Here is a 16,951-nt window from a genome sequence, read left to right as displayed (position 1 = left end):
AACGATTGAATAAAAATCTTTATCTTTGGAATTCTAAGAAATCGGTAGAATAAAATAATCAAATAAAAATGAAGAAACTATTCGTTAAAGGATCTATTTTAATGGCTTTGTTTGCAAACTTTAGCGTTTTTGCACAACAAAGTGGTGGAATGTGGATTCCGACAGAATTGAATGAAAAGGAAATGAAAGACATGGGATTGAAAATCTCATCAAAAGACATTTTCAGTACAGGAGATAAAAGTATCAACAATGCAGTTGCTCACTTTGGTGGCGGTTGTACTTCTGAAGTTATTTCTCCAAATGGTTTATTATTAACGAATCATCACTGTGGTTATGGAGAAATCCAAGCACATTCATCTTTAGAAAATGATTATTTAACAGATGGTTTTTGGGCTAAAGAGTTGAAAGACGAATTACCAAACGAAGGTTTAACAGCGACTTTTATTGTAGACATTAAAGATGTAACTACTGCAATTTTAGCTGGTGTTAACGATAATATGTCGGAGGAAGATCGTAACAAAATCATCAAGAAAAATATTGAAGATTTTAATGCAAAAACTAAAACAGAAGCTTATCGTTCAGTATTTATCAAACCTTTTTACAAAGGAAATAAATATTACCAATTTACGACAGAAACATACAAAGATGTTCGTTTAGTTGGTGCGCCACCTTCTGCAATTGGAAAATATGGAAATGATACAGACAACTGGGTTTGGCCACGTCATACAGGAGATTTCTCGATGTTTAGAATTTATGCAGATAAAAACAACAAACCTGCAGATTATTCACCAGACAATGTTCCGTACAAACCAAAACATTTCTTACCAATTAATATTTCGGGAATTAGTGAGGACGATTTCACGTTTGTATATGGTTTCCCAGGTACGACGGACGAATATTTACCAGCTTCTTCTATCCAGCAAATAAAAGATGTAATTGATCCTGCGCGTATCAATGTGCGTACAATTGCATTATCTCATATTGATAAAAAAATGCGTGAAGACGATGCAACTCGTATCGCTTATGCGTCTAAACAAGCGCGTATTTCGAATGCACATAAAAAATGGATTGGCGAAGTTTTAGGATTAAACCGTTCGAAAGCTGTAGAAAAACGTCAACAATATGAACAAGAATTCATGAATCGTATTGCGAAAAATCCGAAATTAAAAGGTGAATATTCGAATATTATTTCTGAATTAAATCAAGTTAATAAAGCAAATCAAGATTACAATTTAGCGTACACAATGTATTCTGAAACGTTTTTCTCAAATTCAGAAACATTCAGAATGGCGTTAACATTGAACAATATTTTGAATGCGGTTGGACAAAAAAATTACGCAGAAACAAAAGCTAAAGCGTTGAATACAGTTGCGTCTATGCACAAGGATTATAATCCAGAATTGGATAAAACAATTTCTTCTGATTTAGCAGATAATTATTTCAAAGTTGTTCCTCAAAATTTATTACCAACTACAACTGCTGCAAATATCAAAACAGCTTTAGGAAATTCGGTAATCAACGGAACGAAAAAAATTAATGGTCAATCTGTTTTAGGAAATATCAAAACTTTGGCTGAAAATGATGCTGAGTTTATCAAAGCCTTAAAAGAAGATGCCTTAATTGCTCAAATTCGTTTAATTTTAGATGCAAATCAAACGAAAGTAACGCCTACATATTTAGCGAATCAAGATAAAATCAACAAGTTGATGCGTACGTATATGAAAGCGCAAATGGATGTATTTACAGACAAGAAAATCTTCCCAGATGCAAATTCAACTTTACGTGTAACTTACGGAAAAGTTGATGGTTACCAACCTCGCGATGCGGTTTATTACGAACCTGTAACGCACATGGAAGGTGTAATGGAAAAATATATTCCGGGAGATTATGAGTATGATTTACCAAAACAAATGTTAAGTTTATACGATAAAAAAGATTACGGAAAATACGCCGATAAAAACGGAAAATTACCTGTAAACTTTATTGCAACAAACCATACAACTGGTGGTAATTCTGGTTCTCCTGCATTGAATGCAAAAGGAGAATTAATCGGATTGAATTTTGACCGTGTTTGGGAAGGAACAATGTCAGATTTAAATTATGATCCAGAGATTTGTCGTAATATTATGGTGGACTCTCGTTATATTTTGTGGGTAGTTGACAAGTATGCTAATGCGCAACGTTTGATTGATGAAATGACTATCGTTGACGAAAGCAAAAATGCAAAGAAAAAATAATATTTTTCACTATATTCTGAAAACCACGTTTTTATAACGTGGTTTTTTTATTGAAATAAACGTAAGATTCAAATAAAGTCTTAAGAAATAAAACTATATTTATACAACTTATCTAAAAAATTGTCAAAATAAAACACTCATAATTATGGAAGTCATTAGAAAATGGCCTTTTTATTTAAAACTAACTTGCACATTATTGTCAATCATTTGTTTAACATTTATTTCAATAATAGGTAAAGGAATTTTAGTTCCATTAATATTAGGCTTCTTAATTTCAATATTATTAGCACCCGTTTGTTCATTTTTCGAAAGATATTTACGCATTCCACGTGTTATTTCAAGTATCATTACCACCTTGCTTTTTGCAGCATTTATCTTAGGAATTTTCTATTTGATTGCTATACAAATGGCTGAAATAGCAAATGAATGGCCTACGTTTCAGAAACAAATCATAGAAGCATTTATGAATTTGCAAGATTGGATTCACCATACCTTTGGTGTTAATTCGCATGCGCAAATGGAATATTTGACAAAGAATGTCAAAACGACTATCGAAACGAGTACAATTGTAATCGAAAAAGTAATTTCTATTGTTTCATCGATGACTGTTACAGTCTTGTTCACTTTTTTATACATTGTTTTCTTGTTAATTTATCGTCGTCATTTAGTAAAATTCTTATATTACGCATTCAATTCAAATACACACGACCAGGTTTATAACGTCATTACATCTATTCAAAAAATGGTCAAACAATATTTGATTGGCTTATTTTTACAAATGTTAGTCGTATCAATTTTATCTTTTATTGCATTTTCTATCCTTGGACTTAAATACAAATTTGTTTTAGCTATTTTAACTGGTGTTCTAAATGTTGTTCCCTATGTAGGAATTGTTATTTCATTAATTATAACGCTAATAATCACATTTGCCACAATGTCAGCTTCAAAATTGTTCTTTGTTTTAATTGCATTTATTGCAATTCATGCAATTGATGGAAATGTAGTGATGCCAAAAATTGTAGGTTCTAAAGTAAAAATTAATTCTTTGATTGTGATTATTGGATTAGTAATTGGAGAAATGACGTGGGGAATTATGGGCATGCTATTATCGATTCCAATACTTGCGTTGATGAAAATTGTTTTTGATAATGTGACTGAATTAAAACCTTGGGGTTATCTTTTGGGTGATGAAGATTCTACAGAAATTGATGATGATTTAAATACATTTTTAGCCAAAAAGAAAGCTAAAAAATCAAAGAAAAAAACAAAGATGTTGGACGAGAATTTGGAATAGTCTGATTTCTATTTTACATAATTATCGCTATTTATGAAATATAATTTATTGTTCATTTTTAGTTTATTGATTTTCAGTATTTCTTGCGAAAAGAAGTTAGAAAAAGAAGTAAATAAAAAATATATGTATAATACGATGTCAATTGATGATAGAAATTTATCTATAAGAATTTATGATTACTCTGATTCAATAGAATTTATAACATGGAAGAATATCAATGATTACACAACAAAATCATTCAAAATTTCTAAGAACGATAAAAAAGCATTGGAAGAGAATATTTATAAAATAGTTACAACTCCATATGAAAATGAAATATTTTGCACAGACTATGTGGGGAAAATAAATATTAGTATGTCCAATCATAATAGCACTTATTCTATTAATCTAAATTCTGTTTGTGATTGGAAAACATTTAATGAAGAAACTAAGAATATTTCTAAAATAATAGATCGTTATAAATAAAATTTTATTTTATCAAATAGGATGAGAAACTGAAATAAATTCAGTTTGACAATACAAAAAAAGTCTATAACAAATTGTTATAGACTTTTTTTGTATTTATTTATTATGAATCTAATTCTTCTTCAAATATTTTTTTTCTAAGAAATAATACAATTTCAAGAAAAGAATCGAGAAAAATATTCCGATTAGTGTTCCGAAAAATATATCTCCTGTGAAATGTACCCCGACATAAACTCTACTGTAAGCAACCATTAACGCCCAAACAATTAAGATATAAAGTAACCATTTGTAATAGCGTCTCAAAAGTATTCCAATAAAAATTGCAATCGCCATATGATTAGATGCATGCGCCGAAGTAAAACCGTATTTACCTCTACCCTCGCAATCTATCGGGCGAAATAATCCTTGAATCGATTCGGTGTAACATGGGCGAAAACGTTGAAAAGAATTTTTCAAGATATTTGTAAATTGATCTGCACACGCTATCATCAGTGCAATACAAACTCCAGCCAATAAGGTTTTTTTCCAACCAAGTTTTACATAAAGTAAGATGAGAAAGATGACATACAACGGAATCCATGTTTTTTTATCGGTTACTAATAACCAAAACCAATCCCATTTTTCATTCCCTAAATTATTGAAATACAAAAATATTTGTACGTCCCAATCAAAATAATCTTGTATCATTACCTACTTACTGATCCGCCTAAACCTAATGCTTCGTCTACAGATTTTGGTTCTACAACAACCGCAGGTTCTTCCACAATTGGCTCAACCACATTTTCTATAACGGGTTCTGTTGTTTCTTGCACATCCAATTCCAAATCCTGTACAGGATCTACAGCTTTCATAGTTGGTGCATCATCTTTCAACGCTGCATTTACTGTATTGTCTTGATGAATAGCTTGATGCATTTCATCTACTGGATTACGGACTTCGTCAAATGATTTCTGAAAATCTTCCATTGGATTAATTTTCGCAAAAGAATCTTTGACTTCGTTCATTGGATTTAACTCTTTTATGGTATTCTGAATCTCTTTTGTAGGATCAACATCCTGAACAGGATTCATAATCTCTTGCTTGATATCTTCAGATGCTTCTTTTAATTTGCGCACAGCAGTTCCCAAACCACGAGCAATTTCTGGAATTTTATCTGGTCCAAAAATCACTACAGCAACCACCATAATAATCACGACTTCCTGGAAGTCTAAAAACGCTGGGTATATTACTAAACTATTCACTAAACAAATGTATAAAATCTAAATTTAGTAGAAGAAAAAAAGCCATCAAATTTCTTTGATGGCTTTCTTAAAATTTATTTAAAATTTGAATCTTATTTATTCATTTGACCTTTTTTAGTAAAGTCGTACAATAAAGGAGATGCAACGAAAATAGACGAGAATGTACCAATTACGATACCGATTAATTTCGCAAACATAAATCCTTTGATTGATTCTCCACCAAATGCAAAAATGATTAATACGATTAAGAACGTTGATAAAGACGTATTAATTGTACGTGATAATGTTTCTGAAGTAGAAATATTAATAATATCGTACAAGTTGTGGTTTTTCTCAACTGTTAAATTCTCACGAATACGATCCAAGATAATAATCGAGTCATTCATCGAATAACCAATTACCGTCAAAATCGCCGCGATAAACGCTTGGTCGATCTCCATGTTGAAAGGTAAAATTCCTTTGAATAAAGAGAAAACTCCTAACACAATAACCACGTCATGCGCTAAAGCAATGATAGTTGATAATGAGAATTGCCAACGTTTGAACATCACGATTAAGTAGAAGAAAATTGCAACTAATGCTAAAGAAACCGCTATGTAAGAAGCTCTTGTTGTATCATCGGCAATTGTAGGACCTACTTTTGCAGAAGACATTAAACCAATTGTAGCATTATCTTCAGAGAAATCTTTTTCAGACATATTCGCTGGTAAATAAGATTTAAGACCTGCATATAATTTGTCTTTAATCTCATCATCTACATTTGTTCCATCTTCGTCAGCCTTGTATGCTGTTGTAATTTTTACTTGATTTTGACCACCATACGTTTTCACCTGTGGTATCATTTTTTCACCATCTAACACGAAAACATCACCCAAACTTTCAGAAATTTGTTGAGGATCTACATGTTTATCAAAACGAACTGTATATGTACGTCCACCTTGGAATTCGATACCCATATCAAATCCTTTTGTGAAAATAGAAATTAAAGCAACTACTGTTAAAACAATTGAAATCGCATAAGAGATTTTTCTTGTTTTTAATAAGTCAACTTTAATGTTTTGTAACCAGTGCGCTGTAAATGATGTATAAAAAGGAACAGATTTTCCTTTTACTAAACGTCCTTCTACAAAGTAACGTGTAATAAAAATCGCTGTAAATGTTGATGTAAAAATACCAATCATAAACGTTGTTGCGAAACCTACAACAGGACCTTTACCAAAGAAGAATAAAATTAATGCTGTGATAAATGATGTCGAGTTGGCATCAATAATTGCAGAGAAAGCACCTTTCCATGAATAAGCGAAATCTACTGCTTGACGTAATGATTTTCCTTTTCTTAATTCTTCTTTTACACGTTCGTAAATCAAGATATTCGCATCCATTCCTGTTACCAATGTCAAGATAATCCCGGCAATACCTGGTAAAGATAATGTAGCTTTAAGTGATACTAAAAATCCTAATAAGAATAATAAGTTAACGATTAATGCAACGTTAGCATAAATACCTGCACGGCTGTAGTAGAACAACATCCAGATTAATACTAATGCAAATGCACAACCAAAAGCGATTAACGAACTGTTGATTGCTTCTTGTCCTAATGATGGACCAACAACCTCAGCAGAAACGATTTTAGATGAAGCTGGTAAAGAACCTGCTTGTAAAATGTTTGCTAAATCTTTTGCTTCGTCAATTGTAAAGTTTCCAGAAATAACTGAGTTACCTCCTGTAATTTGATTACTGATGTTTGGTGCAGAATATACCATATTGTCTAACACAATTGCAACACCTTGACCTGGTTGTCCAGGACCTGCAGGTTTCAACTCGTCTGTAATACGAGACCACTCTTGTGCTCCGACTTGATTCATTTGCATTGTAACAACAGGCTCATTTGTAATAGAACCAGGATTACGTTCACCAGCAGCAGAAACTACTTTATCTCCTTCGATTAATGGTTCTTGCGTTCCATTTTTACCTTTTAAGACATAAAACTCTAATAATTTAGGAGCAGATTTATCATTTGCTTGTTTACCTAAATTCATTGGCTTATTCGCCCAAGAGTATTTATATCCTCTAATGTTTGCTGGTAATCCAGGTACAAAACCTTTGTCTTGCATCACACGATTTACAACAGCTGTATCTTTTACATTAACAACAAAACTTGCGTTAGAACCAGCCGGTTGCATAACTTCTGCTAAAGTTTTGATTGTTTCTCCTTTCTCATTTTTTACATTATATTTTTCTGTATTAACGCTAGAAAAGTATTGTAAAACAGTAGGATCTTGACGAACAACTTGCCAAAACTCTAATTTTGCTGTAGATTGTAATAATTTTTTTACACGGTCAGTGTCAGAAACACCTGGTAATTCTACCAAGATACGTCCATCACCTTTATCACCTAAACGTTGAATTACTGGCTCAACAACACCAAATTGATTAATACGAGAGCTAATTACATCATAAGCTGTTGCAACTTTAGCTTCGATATCTTTACGGATTACTTCTTTTACCTGATCGTCAGAAGCATTGTACGCAATTTTATCCGCATTGTTTTTGTTTCCAAACAAATCTGCAGCTGCGTATTTTGTTCCTCCTTTTATTTTATCAAATTCTTGAAAAAATAATTCTACATAAGGTACGTTACCGTTTGTTTTTTGAGCTTTATCTGTCGCATCCAAAGCCGTTGCCAACATAGGGTTTTGACTTTTCGCTGATAAATTCTCGATTAAATCTCTTTCAGAAACTTGTAAAATTACGTTGATACCACCTTTCAAATCTAATCCTAAATTGATTTCATTGTTTTTGGCATACCCATAATCGTACTTAATAATTCCCAAATCAAGAGGATGCTGAGCCAAGCTATCTAAAATTCTTGGTTCGTCTTCTGGCTTACTCGCCAAGCGCGCCGCCTCATGCTCCACTTTAGTTGTGTACCAAGTATAACTTAGTTGTCTGATACACAAGAGACTTAAAATAATTGCAAATGCTGCAATGAGCCATCTTCCTCGCATAATGTTTAATTGATAAATAAATTTTGACGGACAAATATAATAGTCTTGAAAATACTTTCACAATTTTTTAAGAATAAATCGAAAATCGATGTCCGTATTTCGAAATTCTTTATTCAAAAAATTAGATTTCCTTTTGGTATTTGTAGATGTAAATTGACGCTTTATTGGAGTCATCATCATTATCTTCGCACAAATACAAGGTATAATTCTTTCCAGATTCTTTATACAACGCTAAACCTTCGATTTTCTTATCATCCGAAATTTTTTGCCAACGCGTAACTTCCATCTCAGCCAAATCTAATTCGCCAATAATAGAACCTTTTATTTCTCCATTAAACTGAGTTGTACTTTTAGATTCCACAGTTGCAGTAAACAAAACTTTTCCATCTACCAAAATAGCATCAGAAAAAGTAGTCGTTTCATTGTTGATTTTAGGTAAAGTGATTGGAAAAAAGTCAATTGATTTTCCTCTCAAATCATTTATCTTGCCTCCCACTCTATAAATTCCGTTTATGCCAGCAGGACCATTTCCTCTGTTGAAAAAATATGTACAATGTCCATCTGTAATAATTCCTTCGATGTTAAAATCTTTTTTAGATAAATTCGAAACTTTTAAAAATTCATCCAAAAGAAAACTATAATTATCGTTTTGTACCTCTTTAGTTTTGATGTTATATGAAATCAAATCGAAACGATTTTCTTTAGAGCCCGATCCAAGAATGTACAAATGATTGTCAAATTTTGTAATCGCTTCAAAATCTGGTTTATCTTTTTTGGTGATATGTTTTGATTTTACTTCTGGATTCAAATCAACTTTATCCACTTCTTTTTTCTTTTTATTGTAAACGTACAAATGTGCTTTATCATCGGAAATCGTGTAAACATAGTGTTTATCAACCACTAATCCAGACGCCGCTCCAAGCCCATTTATGACAATTAAAACCTTAAGAATGAAATTGTAAAACAACATAGATGTAAGATTTATTTTTAAGAGGTTTCAAAAGTAATCAAAGAATAACAGAAACCTTGATAAATAACCATTTTTTTGTAAAAAAAGAATTTAACTTTGTAGCACTTAAAAGAAAATTGAGAGATGAAAAAAATTCTAAAAATTTACATTGACGCTTACAGCGGACTTTCGAAAGAATCTTGGATGTTAGCCATCGTAATGTTGTTGAACCGAATGGGTTCGATGGTTTTACCATTTTTAGGAATTTATATGATCTCCGAATTAGGATTTTCTTTAGAAAACTCGGGAATAGTTTTGAGTTGTTTTGGAGTTGGTTCTGTAATTGGTTCTTGGCTTGGAGGTTGGATAACAGATAAAATCGGAAACTTTAAAGTACAAGCCATCAGTTTATTTCTGAGTGCTCCGATGTTTTTGATTTTACCTTATTTTAAAACGGTAGAATCTTTTGCTGTTATTATGCTTGTTTTGAGTATTATTAGCGAAATGTTTCGTCCTGCAAATTCAGTTGCCATCACGCGTTATGCTAAGAAAGAAAATATCACTCGTGCTTTTTCGTTGAATAGAATGGCGGTTAATTTAGGTTTCTCAATTGGTCCATCAATGGGAGGTTTTTTATCTAATTATTCGTACGATTTATTATTCTATTGCAATGCAGGAGCTGCCTTGGTTGCAGGAATTGTATTCTTTGTCTTTTTCAATGGACGAAAAGAACGAAATGCTGCTACAGAAAATATTTCTGATAAAACAGTTGTCGAAAAAGAACGTAATGCATACACTGATACACCTTTCTTAGTATTCAATTTATTTTGTGTATTATTCTCTATTGCATTTTTCCAAATCCTAAATACACTTCCATTATTTTACAAAGATGTAGTTCATTTAACACAAACAGAGATTGGGTTATTAATGGGATTCAGTGGAATAATCATTGTTGTATTCGAAATGTTATTGATCCATTACACCGAAAAACGATTTTCAGTTACTCAACTTTTAGTTTTTGGTTCATTTGTCACAGCAATTAGTTATTTTATCTTCACATTTAGTCACACATTAGGTATGTTATATTTAGCAATTGGACTAATGTCTATTGGAGAAATGCTTGTTTTACCTTTGATGTCAACGGTAACAGCTTTTCGTTCGCAAAAAAATAACCGAGGAGCTTACATGGGATTGAACGGAATGACAGCTGCAATTGCCTTTATTGTTTCGCCATTTTTAGGAACTCACATTGCTACCGATTATGGTTTTAATATACTTTGGATAATCACCACAGTTATTTTAGTTATCGTAGCTATCGGATATCACTTTTTTACTAAACCACTTTTACCAAAAAATATTTAAGATTTTCTTATCTTCGATAATTATAAGTTGAAATCACATGAAAGTATATACAAAAACAGGAGACAAAGGAACAACAGGTTTATATGGAGGAACACGTGTCTCTAAAAATAGTTTAAAGATTGATTCTTACGGAACAGTTGACGAATTAAATTCTTATTTAGGATTAATTCGTTCATATGAAATTGATCCAGCATTAGAGGAAGAAATTATCATCATCCAAAAAGGTTTATTCAATCTTGGTGCTGAATTAGCAACGCCAGTCGATAAATTATACTTGGCAAATGGTAAACCTCGTATTCCGAAAACCGTTACTGAAGAAGATATTGTTCAATTGGAAGAATGGATTGATGATTTGGAAGGACAATTAGAACAATTGACACATTTTATTCTTCCAGGTGGAAATCAAGCAGCTTCTCATGCACATGTTGCGCGTTGTATTTGTCGTCGTGCAGAACGCTTAACAGTTGGTTTAGCTGAAGAAGAAGAAATCCGCCCAGAATTACAAAAATACTTGAATCGTCTTTCTGATTATTTATTTGTTTTAGGTCGAAAAATTGCCACAGACAATAATCACGAAGAAGTAAAATGGATTCCAGGTGAATAAAAAAGCACTTTTATTTTTGAATGGCGAAATCCCTACTATTCTGCCTGATACATCAAATTATGATATGATTTTTTGTACAGATGGTGCATTTCGTTATTTACAAAAATTACATATAACGCCCGATGTTATTTCGGGCGATTTTGATTCTTTTGAAATCAGTCAGTTTCCACCTGAAACAGAAGTTATTTCTACTCCAGATCAAAATGACACAGATTTTGCAAAAGCCTTACAAATCATTTTGGATAAAGGTTTTGAACAGGTTGATGTTTTTGGAGCAAGTGGTCGTCAACAAGATCATTTTATTGGAAATTTGAATGCGGCTTATCGTTTCAAAGATCAAATCAATATTTTATTTTACGATAATTATAGTCAATATTTTTTCGCAGAAAAAGAAACAAAGTTAGAAGGCTATTTTGGACGAACAATTTCGCTACTCCCCTTTCCTGAATGTAAAAACATTGTCACAAAAGGCTTGGAATATCCGTTGAATAACGAAGATTTAAATTTACTTTCTCGTATAGGAACTCGCAACAAAGCCAATGAAGATGTGGTTACAATTGATTATTCAGAAGGTAATTTAATCATCTTTATCATCGATCAAGAATTTCCTATTTTGATTGCTTAATTTCACTATTTTCAGTGAAATACATCTTTAGTATTTTTTGTACATTTACTGAAAACCAAATTACTATGAATAAATTTTCAGTTATTGTAGCATCTATTTTAGCCGTTGGGTTAATTGCTGCAACATGTATATTAGGAAACGCTTACAAATACAAATTCAGAAGTTCTGAATCGATCAATGTTACTGGAAATGCTTTGAAAGATTTTAATGCTGATTTAGTCAAATGGCGTGCAACTTTTAGTCGCAAAGATTATGATTTGCGCATTGCTTCGGATCAATTAAAAGCTGATCAAACGGTTGTCAAAAACTTTTTGATTTCGCAAGGAATCAATCCAAAAGAAATTGTTTTTGAAGCGGTAAATATTTCAAAAGATTTTCAGTACGGAACAGATGCAAACGGAAATTCGATTAGTCAATTTACTGGTTATAATCTATCTCAAGACGCAACAATCGAATCGAAAGAATTGGATAAAATAGAGAAAGCTTCGCGGGAAATATCAACTTTAATTAGCCAAGGCATCGAATTGAGTTCATCTAATCCAAATTATTATTACTCGAAATTAGAAGATTTGAAACTTGAGTTGATTGCGCAAGCTTCTGAAAATGCAAAACAACGTGCAGAAAATATTGCTACAAAATCTGGCACTAGTTTAGGAAAATTAAAACAAGCCGATTTGGGTATTTTTCAGATAACAGGTAAAAATGATAATGAAGAGTATTCTGCTGGTGGATCATTTAATACAACATCACGTCAGAAAACAGCTCAAATTACAGTGAGAGCAAGTTATAATTCAAATTAAAAAATAAAAAAAAGCTTCTTAATTTATAAGAAGCTTTTTTTTTATTTAAATACTACTACAAGTAATACCAAAATAGATATTACAATAAGTACATCTACAAATTTAATTCTAAAATTACCAATTCCAAAACCTCTTTTTGTAGCATAATTTTTCTTTGATGACATTATAAATTCCAATTTCTAAAAGAAATACTAAAAGTGTGCCAATTATCTATCAAAATCTAATTTTTTATAAGTTGATGATAATTTAGAATCATAGGATTAAAACCATTTGACTAAAAATTTTAATTTCATGATCCTCAAATTCTTTCCCAATAGCATCAGATGTAGCAGTAATTAGTTCAGGTTAAAAAACATCCCTTTTTAAGTATTAATATATTAACAGTAAATATTTTTACATTTTAAAAAATTATCATATAAATTATAATTTTCCAACAACTTATTATGTTGTAAATTTGCCTTATGCTAAACAACGATACAATTTGTGCATTGGCAACTGCCAATGGAATGGGCGCTATAGCGGTTATTCGTATTTCTGGACCAGAATCAATTTCTAAAGTTGCTCAGATTTATCAATCAAAATTTAATTCAACTAAATCTTTGAATGACGCTTCTTCTCATACCATACATTTGGGTTATGTGATGGATGGAGATACCATTGTTGACGAAGCATTATTCTCAATATTTAAAAATCCTCATTCATATACAGGTGAAGATGTCGTAGAAATTTCGACACATGGATCGATTTATATTCAGCAAAAGGTATTGGAATTATTAAATAAAATTGGCATTCGAAATGCCAATCCAGGTGAATATACTTTCAGAGCCTTTTGGAATGGTAAAATGGATTTAACACAAGCAGAAGCTGTTGCTGATCTTATTTCTTCGGATTCTAAGGCTTCGCACGAAATTGCTATCAAACAAATGCGTGGAGGATTCTCTAATCAAATCAAAGATTTAAGAGAACAAATGATCAATTTTGCAGCTTTGATGGAATTAGAATTGGATTTTTCTGAAGAAGATGTTGAATTTGCAGATCGTACACAATTTTATGATTTATTGAATAAATTACAATCCATCTTAAAACGTTTAGCTGATTCTTTTGCTTTTGGAAATGTTATCAAAAATGGAGTACCAGTAGCTATTGTAGGTGCGCCAAATGCAGGTAAATCTACTTTATTAAATGCATTATTAAACGAAGAACGTGCTATTGTTTCGGATATCGAAGGAACAACTCGTGATACCATTGAAGAAACCATTTATATTGACGGTGTTGGGTTCCGTTTTATTGACACAGCTGGTATTCGTGAAGCTGGAGATACAATAGAGCGTATTGGAATCGAAAAAACGTTCGAAAAAATCGACAATGCTTCTATTATTATTTATCTATATGATGCTAATATTACTGCTGATAATCAAATCGCCAATCAGTTAGATGATCTACAACGTAGAGGAAAAATCTTGTTTAATGTTGCCAATAAAATTGATGTAACGAATAATGAATCTGCTATCTCAGCTGCAATCAAACAAGAATTTAAAGATGTTGTTCATTTAGAAATCTCTGCTAAAGATCAGTTTAATATTGATGCTTTGAAAGAAAATCTAATTCATCAAATCAAATTAAAAGGAACAAATCAGGATGACACAATCGTTACAAATTCTCGTCACTTAGAAGCATTGCAAAACACACTTTCTCAAATTGGAAAAATCAAACAAGGAATGGACATGGCACTTCCTGGAGATTTATTAGCCATGGATATCCGTGAAGCCTTAACCTATTTGGGGCATATTACAGGTGAAATAGATGTGGATCAAGATATATTAGGGACGATATTTGGCAAGTTTTGCATCGGGAAATAATACTTATTAAAAATTATGTTATATAGAAAAAGGTTTTCAATTAAAAAATTGAGAACCTTTTTCATTTTTGGTTTTACGATTTCATCTTAAAAGCAATCAAAAATTCGTCAAAAGTTAGGAAGTCATTTTTATCTTTTCCGATTAATTGCTTGGCTCTATTGAGTAATCGAAGACTTTGCCTATATCCTTTCCCCGTAATAATTGATACATCTTTCGGATAAATCACCATTCTTTGTAATTCGTTATTTTTCATTTCTGTAATAATTAGCATTACCTCAATGAAACTTAAATGAATGTTGTTAAAATTTACATCAATAAAATAAGATTTCCAAATCTTACTTGTAATCAAACACTTAGTCTTCGTCGTAAGGGTTGTTTTTCTTATGCAGTAAGTATGATGTTCCATAACTGCATATTGCTCCTACTATTCCCATACAAATCGTATAAACAAGTTGTTCCCATTGAATGGTCGCTACCAAACTTGTCATTGTTCCTCCTATTGTTCCAACAATTAACGATGTATTACTATTATTCATCATCATTACTTTGGTTCTTGTCGTTTACCGTCAATTGACTGACAGCTGATATTACTCCTCCTGCTACGGTCAAATAACCTCCTATGGTCACTAATGTTGCTGGTAATGCTATAGGAGCAGCAATTAATACACCTCCAATTGCAGCTAAGGTTAATCCTATATTTCGTAGTTGTTGGAATAATTTAGGTGTAGGTGCTGTAAAGCGATTAATAATTGTCATGTTGTTTACTTTTAATCCTTAAACTTACTTTTTGATCACGATCAAGTTTATCATTTACTAGAGTTTTAAGTTTTGTAAATGCTTTTCTTGATAACTCTCCTCTCCCTTCACCTGTTAATATGGTTACTGGAGCTATACATCCTTGTAATTCAGTTTTTGCATGATTGGCAGGATGAATCAAAATCAATGAACGATTGGGTACATTTGTAATCAGAAAATGTTGACCAAATTTTGGTGAGCTTCTCTTTTGGATTGCATAACATCCTTCTGGTATACATGAATTGCGGGGTTCGTTCTCCTTCCATGGTAACTCGATCGTATAACAAATAAACTTATCGTTGATGAATAAGCTACCATTTGTACCATTCGGATAATACATTCGTTCTACTACAATTGTCATCATGGTAAATTGATTTCGATTAAATGTGCTGCATTAAAACTTCCATTTTTTAATGGATACAAAACGGTATTCACCTCTTGGTAGAATTCGATTCCAATTGCTAAAGCGATTGTATGCTCTGAATTTGGAGAAAGATTGTTCAACAATTCTACATCATTCACTTCAACCTCATCGTATGGATAATAATCGGTATACGATGTTTTGGTAATGTATTCGTTCTTCACAAAATCAATTTCTGTAGAAGCTGCTACAAATCGGTAATTGGTAGCTCCTTGTGGTGCTATTATCACATCTAAGGGTTTGTATGCTTCTAATGTAAATTTTGTTTCACCAGAAGTACGTTCTATATCTACTTGTACAGGAATTAAGACCGTTTTTAACCATGATGCCCCTGCATTAAAATCAAAGCCTTTCATCAGTAATTGATTTCCTTTGTGTACATTTCTTTGCCCACGAGCATTTGTAGTATCTTCTTTTAGGATACCATGCATTACTTTTGTGAGACGACTTGATAATTTGCTGTCTTTTGCATTTTTTATGATCGCATTGAATGCGTTTCGTAGTGTTTTTCCAGCAGTACCTGCATTCTTAAATTCTTGCATATTTTCTCTGGTACGCTGAAATCGCGGATCACTCATTATGGTATTACGGTCTATAGAACTTTTTTCTCTTACCATATAACCATCTTTTGATTTGTAGAAGTTTAAATCTCCGATTGAACCTCTAAGTTTTAAAAAGCCTTTTTGCTTTGCCATTTTTTTAAATTTTTAATTAAACATTGATCTCCATTGCGCAATGGTTTTGTAAAGTTGCAACAGCAATATGTTTAAAGCAATAGCTAAGTCCTTTTTAATACCTGTATGTCAATAAATTACATTAATAAGCCATTATATACTCTCTATATTTTTTTGCTTTTGAATTTTAATAAAATCTAAAGGTCTTAAACCTGTTTCACTGTAAAATACATTTGAAAATTGTCTGGGATTCATATAACCTACTATTTCTCCTAATGCCCCTACACTATAATTAAGGTATTGTGGCTGTTCTTGCAATAAATCAGTAATAAATTTTATTCTCAACCGATTGATGTACGATGAAAAATTAATTCCTTTGTACTGATTGACACATTTTGATAAATAAGTGGTATTCGTTGAAAAAGATTTTGCTATGTAATCTTCCCCTTGTTAAGAACACTTAAAAGTAGAGTTTTTATTTAATATTATTGTGTAATCTTCCCCTTGTTAAGAACACTTAAAAGTAGAGTTTTTATTTAATATTATTGTATTATTATTTTGATTAATTTGAAATGTAGGAAAATCATTAGGATTTTTGACCTTACCATATTTCAATA

The 16,951-nt window shown here is 31.8% G+C and carries 17 protein-coding genes; 8 read left to right on the top strand and 9 right to left on the bottom strand.

Annotated elements, in window-relative coordinates:
* The first annotated feature begins 68 nt into the window (after positions 1-68).
* The 3 genes from G0Q09_RS08610 to G0Q09_RS08600 all read left to right on the top strand — a co-directional run bounded on the left by G0Q09_RS08610 (position 69) and on the right by G0Q09_RS08600 (position 3,996).
* A complete protein-coding gene (locus G0Q09_RS08610; RefSeq protein ID WP_181816304.1) occupies positions 69-2,237 on the top strand; it encodes a S46 family peptidase in 2,169 nt (722 codons plus the stop codon).
* A 145-nt stretch (positions 2,238-2,382) separates the two neighbouring features.
* Entirely contained in the window at positions 2,383-3,531 is a 1,149-nt protein-coding gene (locus G0Q09_RS08605; RefSeq protein ID WP_219034574.1) for an AI-2E family transporter, read from the top strand.
* Positions 3,532-3,564: 33 nt separating this feature from the next.
* Positions 3,565-3,996, top strand: coding sequence for a hypothetical protein (locus G0Q09_RS08600; RefSeq protein ID WP_219034573.1), 432 nt, complete (start codon positions 3,565-3,567; stop codon positions 3,994-3,996).
* Between the two features lie 111 nt (positions 3,997-4,107).
* Here the strand turns inward: G0Q09_RS08600 and G0Q09_RS08595 are convergent, their stop codons facing one another.
* The 4 genes from G0Q09_RS08595 to G0Q09_RS08580 all read right to left on the bottom strand — a co-directional run bounded on the left by G0Q09_RS08595 (position 4,108) and on the right by G0Q09_RS08580 (position 9,215).
* Positions 4,108-4,683: a phosphatase PAP2 family protein gene (locus G0Q09_RS08595; protein WP_219034572.1), complete on the bottom strand. Its 576-nt coding sequence runs from the start codon at positions 4,681-4,683 to the stop codon at positions 4,108-4,110.
* Positions 4,683-5,237 (bottom strand): twin-arginine translocase TatA/TatE family subunit, encoded by a 555-nt coding sequence (locus G0Q09_RS08590; protein ID WP_236688155.1) that lies wholly within the window; start codon positions 5,235-5,237, stop codon positions 4,683-4,685. Before G0Q09_RS08590 ends, G0Q09_RS08595 begins: the two co-directional genes overlap by 1 nt.
* A gap of 92 nt (positions 5,238-5,329) precedes the next feature.
* Positions 5,330-8,245, bottom strand: a complete 2,916-nt coding sequence (gene secD, locus G0Q09_RS08585) for a protein translocase subunit SecD (protein WP_219034571.1) — start codon at positions 8,243-8,245, stop codon at positions 5,330-5,332.
* Between the two features lie 121 nt (positions 8,246-8,366).
* Entirely contained in the window at positions 8,367-9,215 is an 849-nt protein-coding gene (locus tag G0Q09_RS08580; protein ID WP_219034570.1) for a DUF6929 family protein, read from the bottom strand.
* 123 nt (positions 9,216-9,338) lie between these two features.
* Here G0Q09_RS08580 and G0Q09_RS08575 point away from each other — a divergent pair, with 123 nt between their 5' ends.
* The 5 genes from G0Q09_RS08575 (at position 9,339) to mnmE (ending at position 14,444) form a co-directional block, all read left to right on the top strand.
* Positions 9,339-10,556 carry an MDR family MFS transporter gene (locus G0Q09_RS08575; RefSeq protein WP_219034569.1) on the top strand — a complete coding sequence of 406 codons (1,218 nt, stop codon included), beginning with the start codon at positions 9,339-9,341 and terminating at the stop codon, positions 10,554-10,556.
* Positions 10,557-10,593: 37 nt separating this feature from the next.
* Positions 10,594-11,160: a cob(I)yrinic acid a,c-diamide adenosyltransferase gene (locus G0Q09_RS08570; protein ID WP_125350685.1), complete on the top strand. Its 567-nt coding sequence runs from the start codon at positions 10,594-10,596 to the stop codon at positions 11,158-11,160.
* Positions 11,153-11,785, top strand: coding sequence for a thiamine diphosphokinase (locus tag G0Q09_RS08565; RefSeq protein WP_219034568.1), 633 nt, complete (start codon positions 11,153-11,155; stop codon positions 11,783-11,785). The genes G0Q09_RS08570 and G0Q09_RS08565 overlap by 8 nt, the downstream gene beginning before the upstream one ends.
* A gap of 65 nt (positions 11,786-11,850) precedes the next feature.
* Positions 11,851-12,585, top strand: a complete 735-nt coding sequence (locus tag G0Q09_RS08560; protein ID WP_115000467.1) for an SIMPL domain-containing protein — start codon at positions 11,851-11,853, stop codon at positions 12,583-12,585.
* A gap of 461 nt (positions 12,586-13,046) precedes the next feature.
* Positions 13,047-14,444 (top strand): tRNA uridine-5-carboxymethylaminomethyl(34) synthesis GTPase MnmE, encoded by a 1,398-nt coding sequence (mnmE, locus tag G0Q09_RS08555; RefSeq protein ID WP_125350830.1) that lies wholly within the window; start codon positions 13,047-13,049, stop codon positions 14,442-14,444.
* 73 nt (positions 14,445-14,517) lie between these two features.
* Here the strand turns inward: mnmE and G0Q09_RS08550 are convergent, their stop codons facing one another.
* From G0Q09_RS08550 to G0Q09_RS15200, 5 genes are all read right to left on the bottom strand, one after another.
* Positions 14,518-14,697 carry a hypothetical protein gene (locus tag G0Q09_RS08550; RefSeq protein WP_115002051.1) on the bottom strand — a complete coding sequence of 60 codons (180 nt, stop codon included), beginning with the start codon at positions 14,695-14,697 and terminating at the stop codon, positions 14,518-14,520.
* Positions 14,698-14,972: 275 nt separating this feature from the next.
* Positions 14,973-15,200 (bottom strand): hypothetical protein, encoded by a 228-nt coding sequence (locus G0Q09_RS08545; RefSeq protein ID WP_115000470.1) that lies wholly within the window; start codon positions 15,198-15,200, stop codon positions 14,973-14,975.
* Positions 15,187-15,603, bottom strand: a complete 417-nt coding sequence (locus G0Q09_RS08540) for a DUF5675 family protein (RefSeq protein WP_306822320.1) — start codon at positions 15,601-15,603, stop codon at positions 15,187-15,189. Before G0Q09_RS08540 ends, G0Q09_RS08545 begins: the two co-directional genes overlap by 14 nt.
* Positions 15,600-16,355 carry a hypothetical protein gene (locus G0Q09_RS08535; RefSeq protein WP_219034567.1) on the bottom strand — a complete coding sequence of 252 codons (756 nt, stop codon included), beginning with the start codon at positions 16,353-16,355 and terminating at the stop codon, positions 15,600-15,602. Before G0Q09_RS08535 ends, G0Q09_RS08540 begins: the two co-directional genes overlap by 4 nt.
* A gap of 132 nt (positions 16,356-16,487) precedes the next feature.
* Positions 16,488-16,769 carry a helix-turn-helix domain-containing protein gene (locus G0Q09_RS15200; RefSeq protein WP_371875735.1) on the bottom strand — a complete coding sequence of 94 codons (282 nt, stop codon included), beginning with the start codon at positions 16,767-16,769 and terminating at the stop codon, positions 16,488-16,490.
* Positions 16,770-16,951 lie beyond the last annotated feature (182 nt).

Source organism: Empedobacter falsenii (genome assembly GCF_019308355.1).
Lineage (GTDB): Bacteria > Bacteroidota > Bacteroidia > Flavobacteriales > Weeksellaceae > Empedobacter > Empedobacter falsenii_B.
Note: the sequence above shows the minus strand (reverse complement) of the source record. Positions and strands in the feature narration are given on the sequence as shown.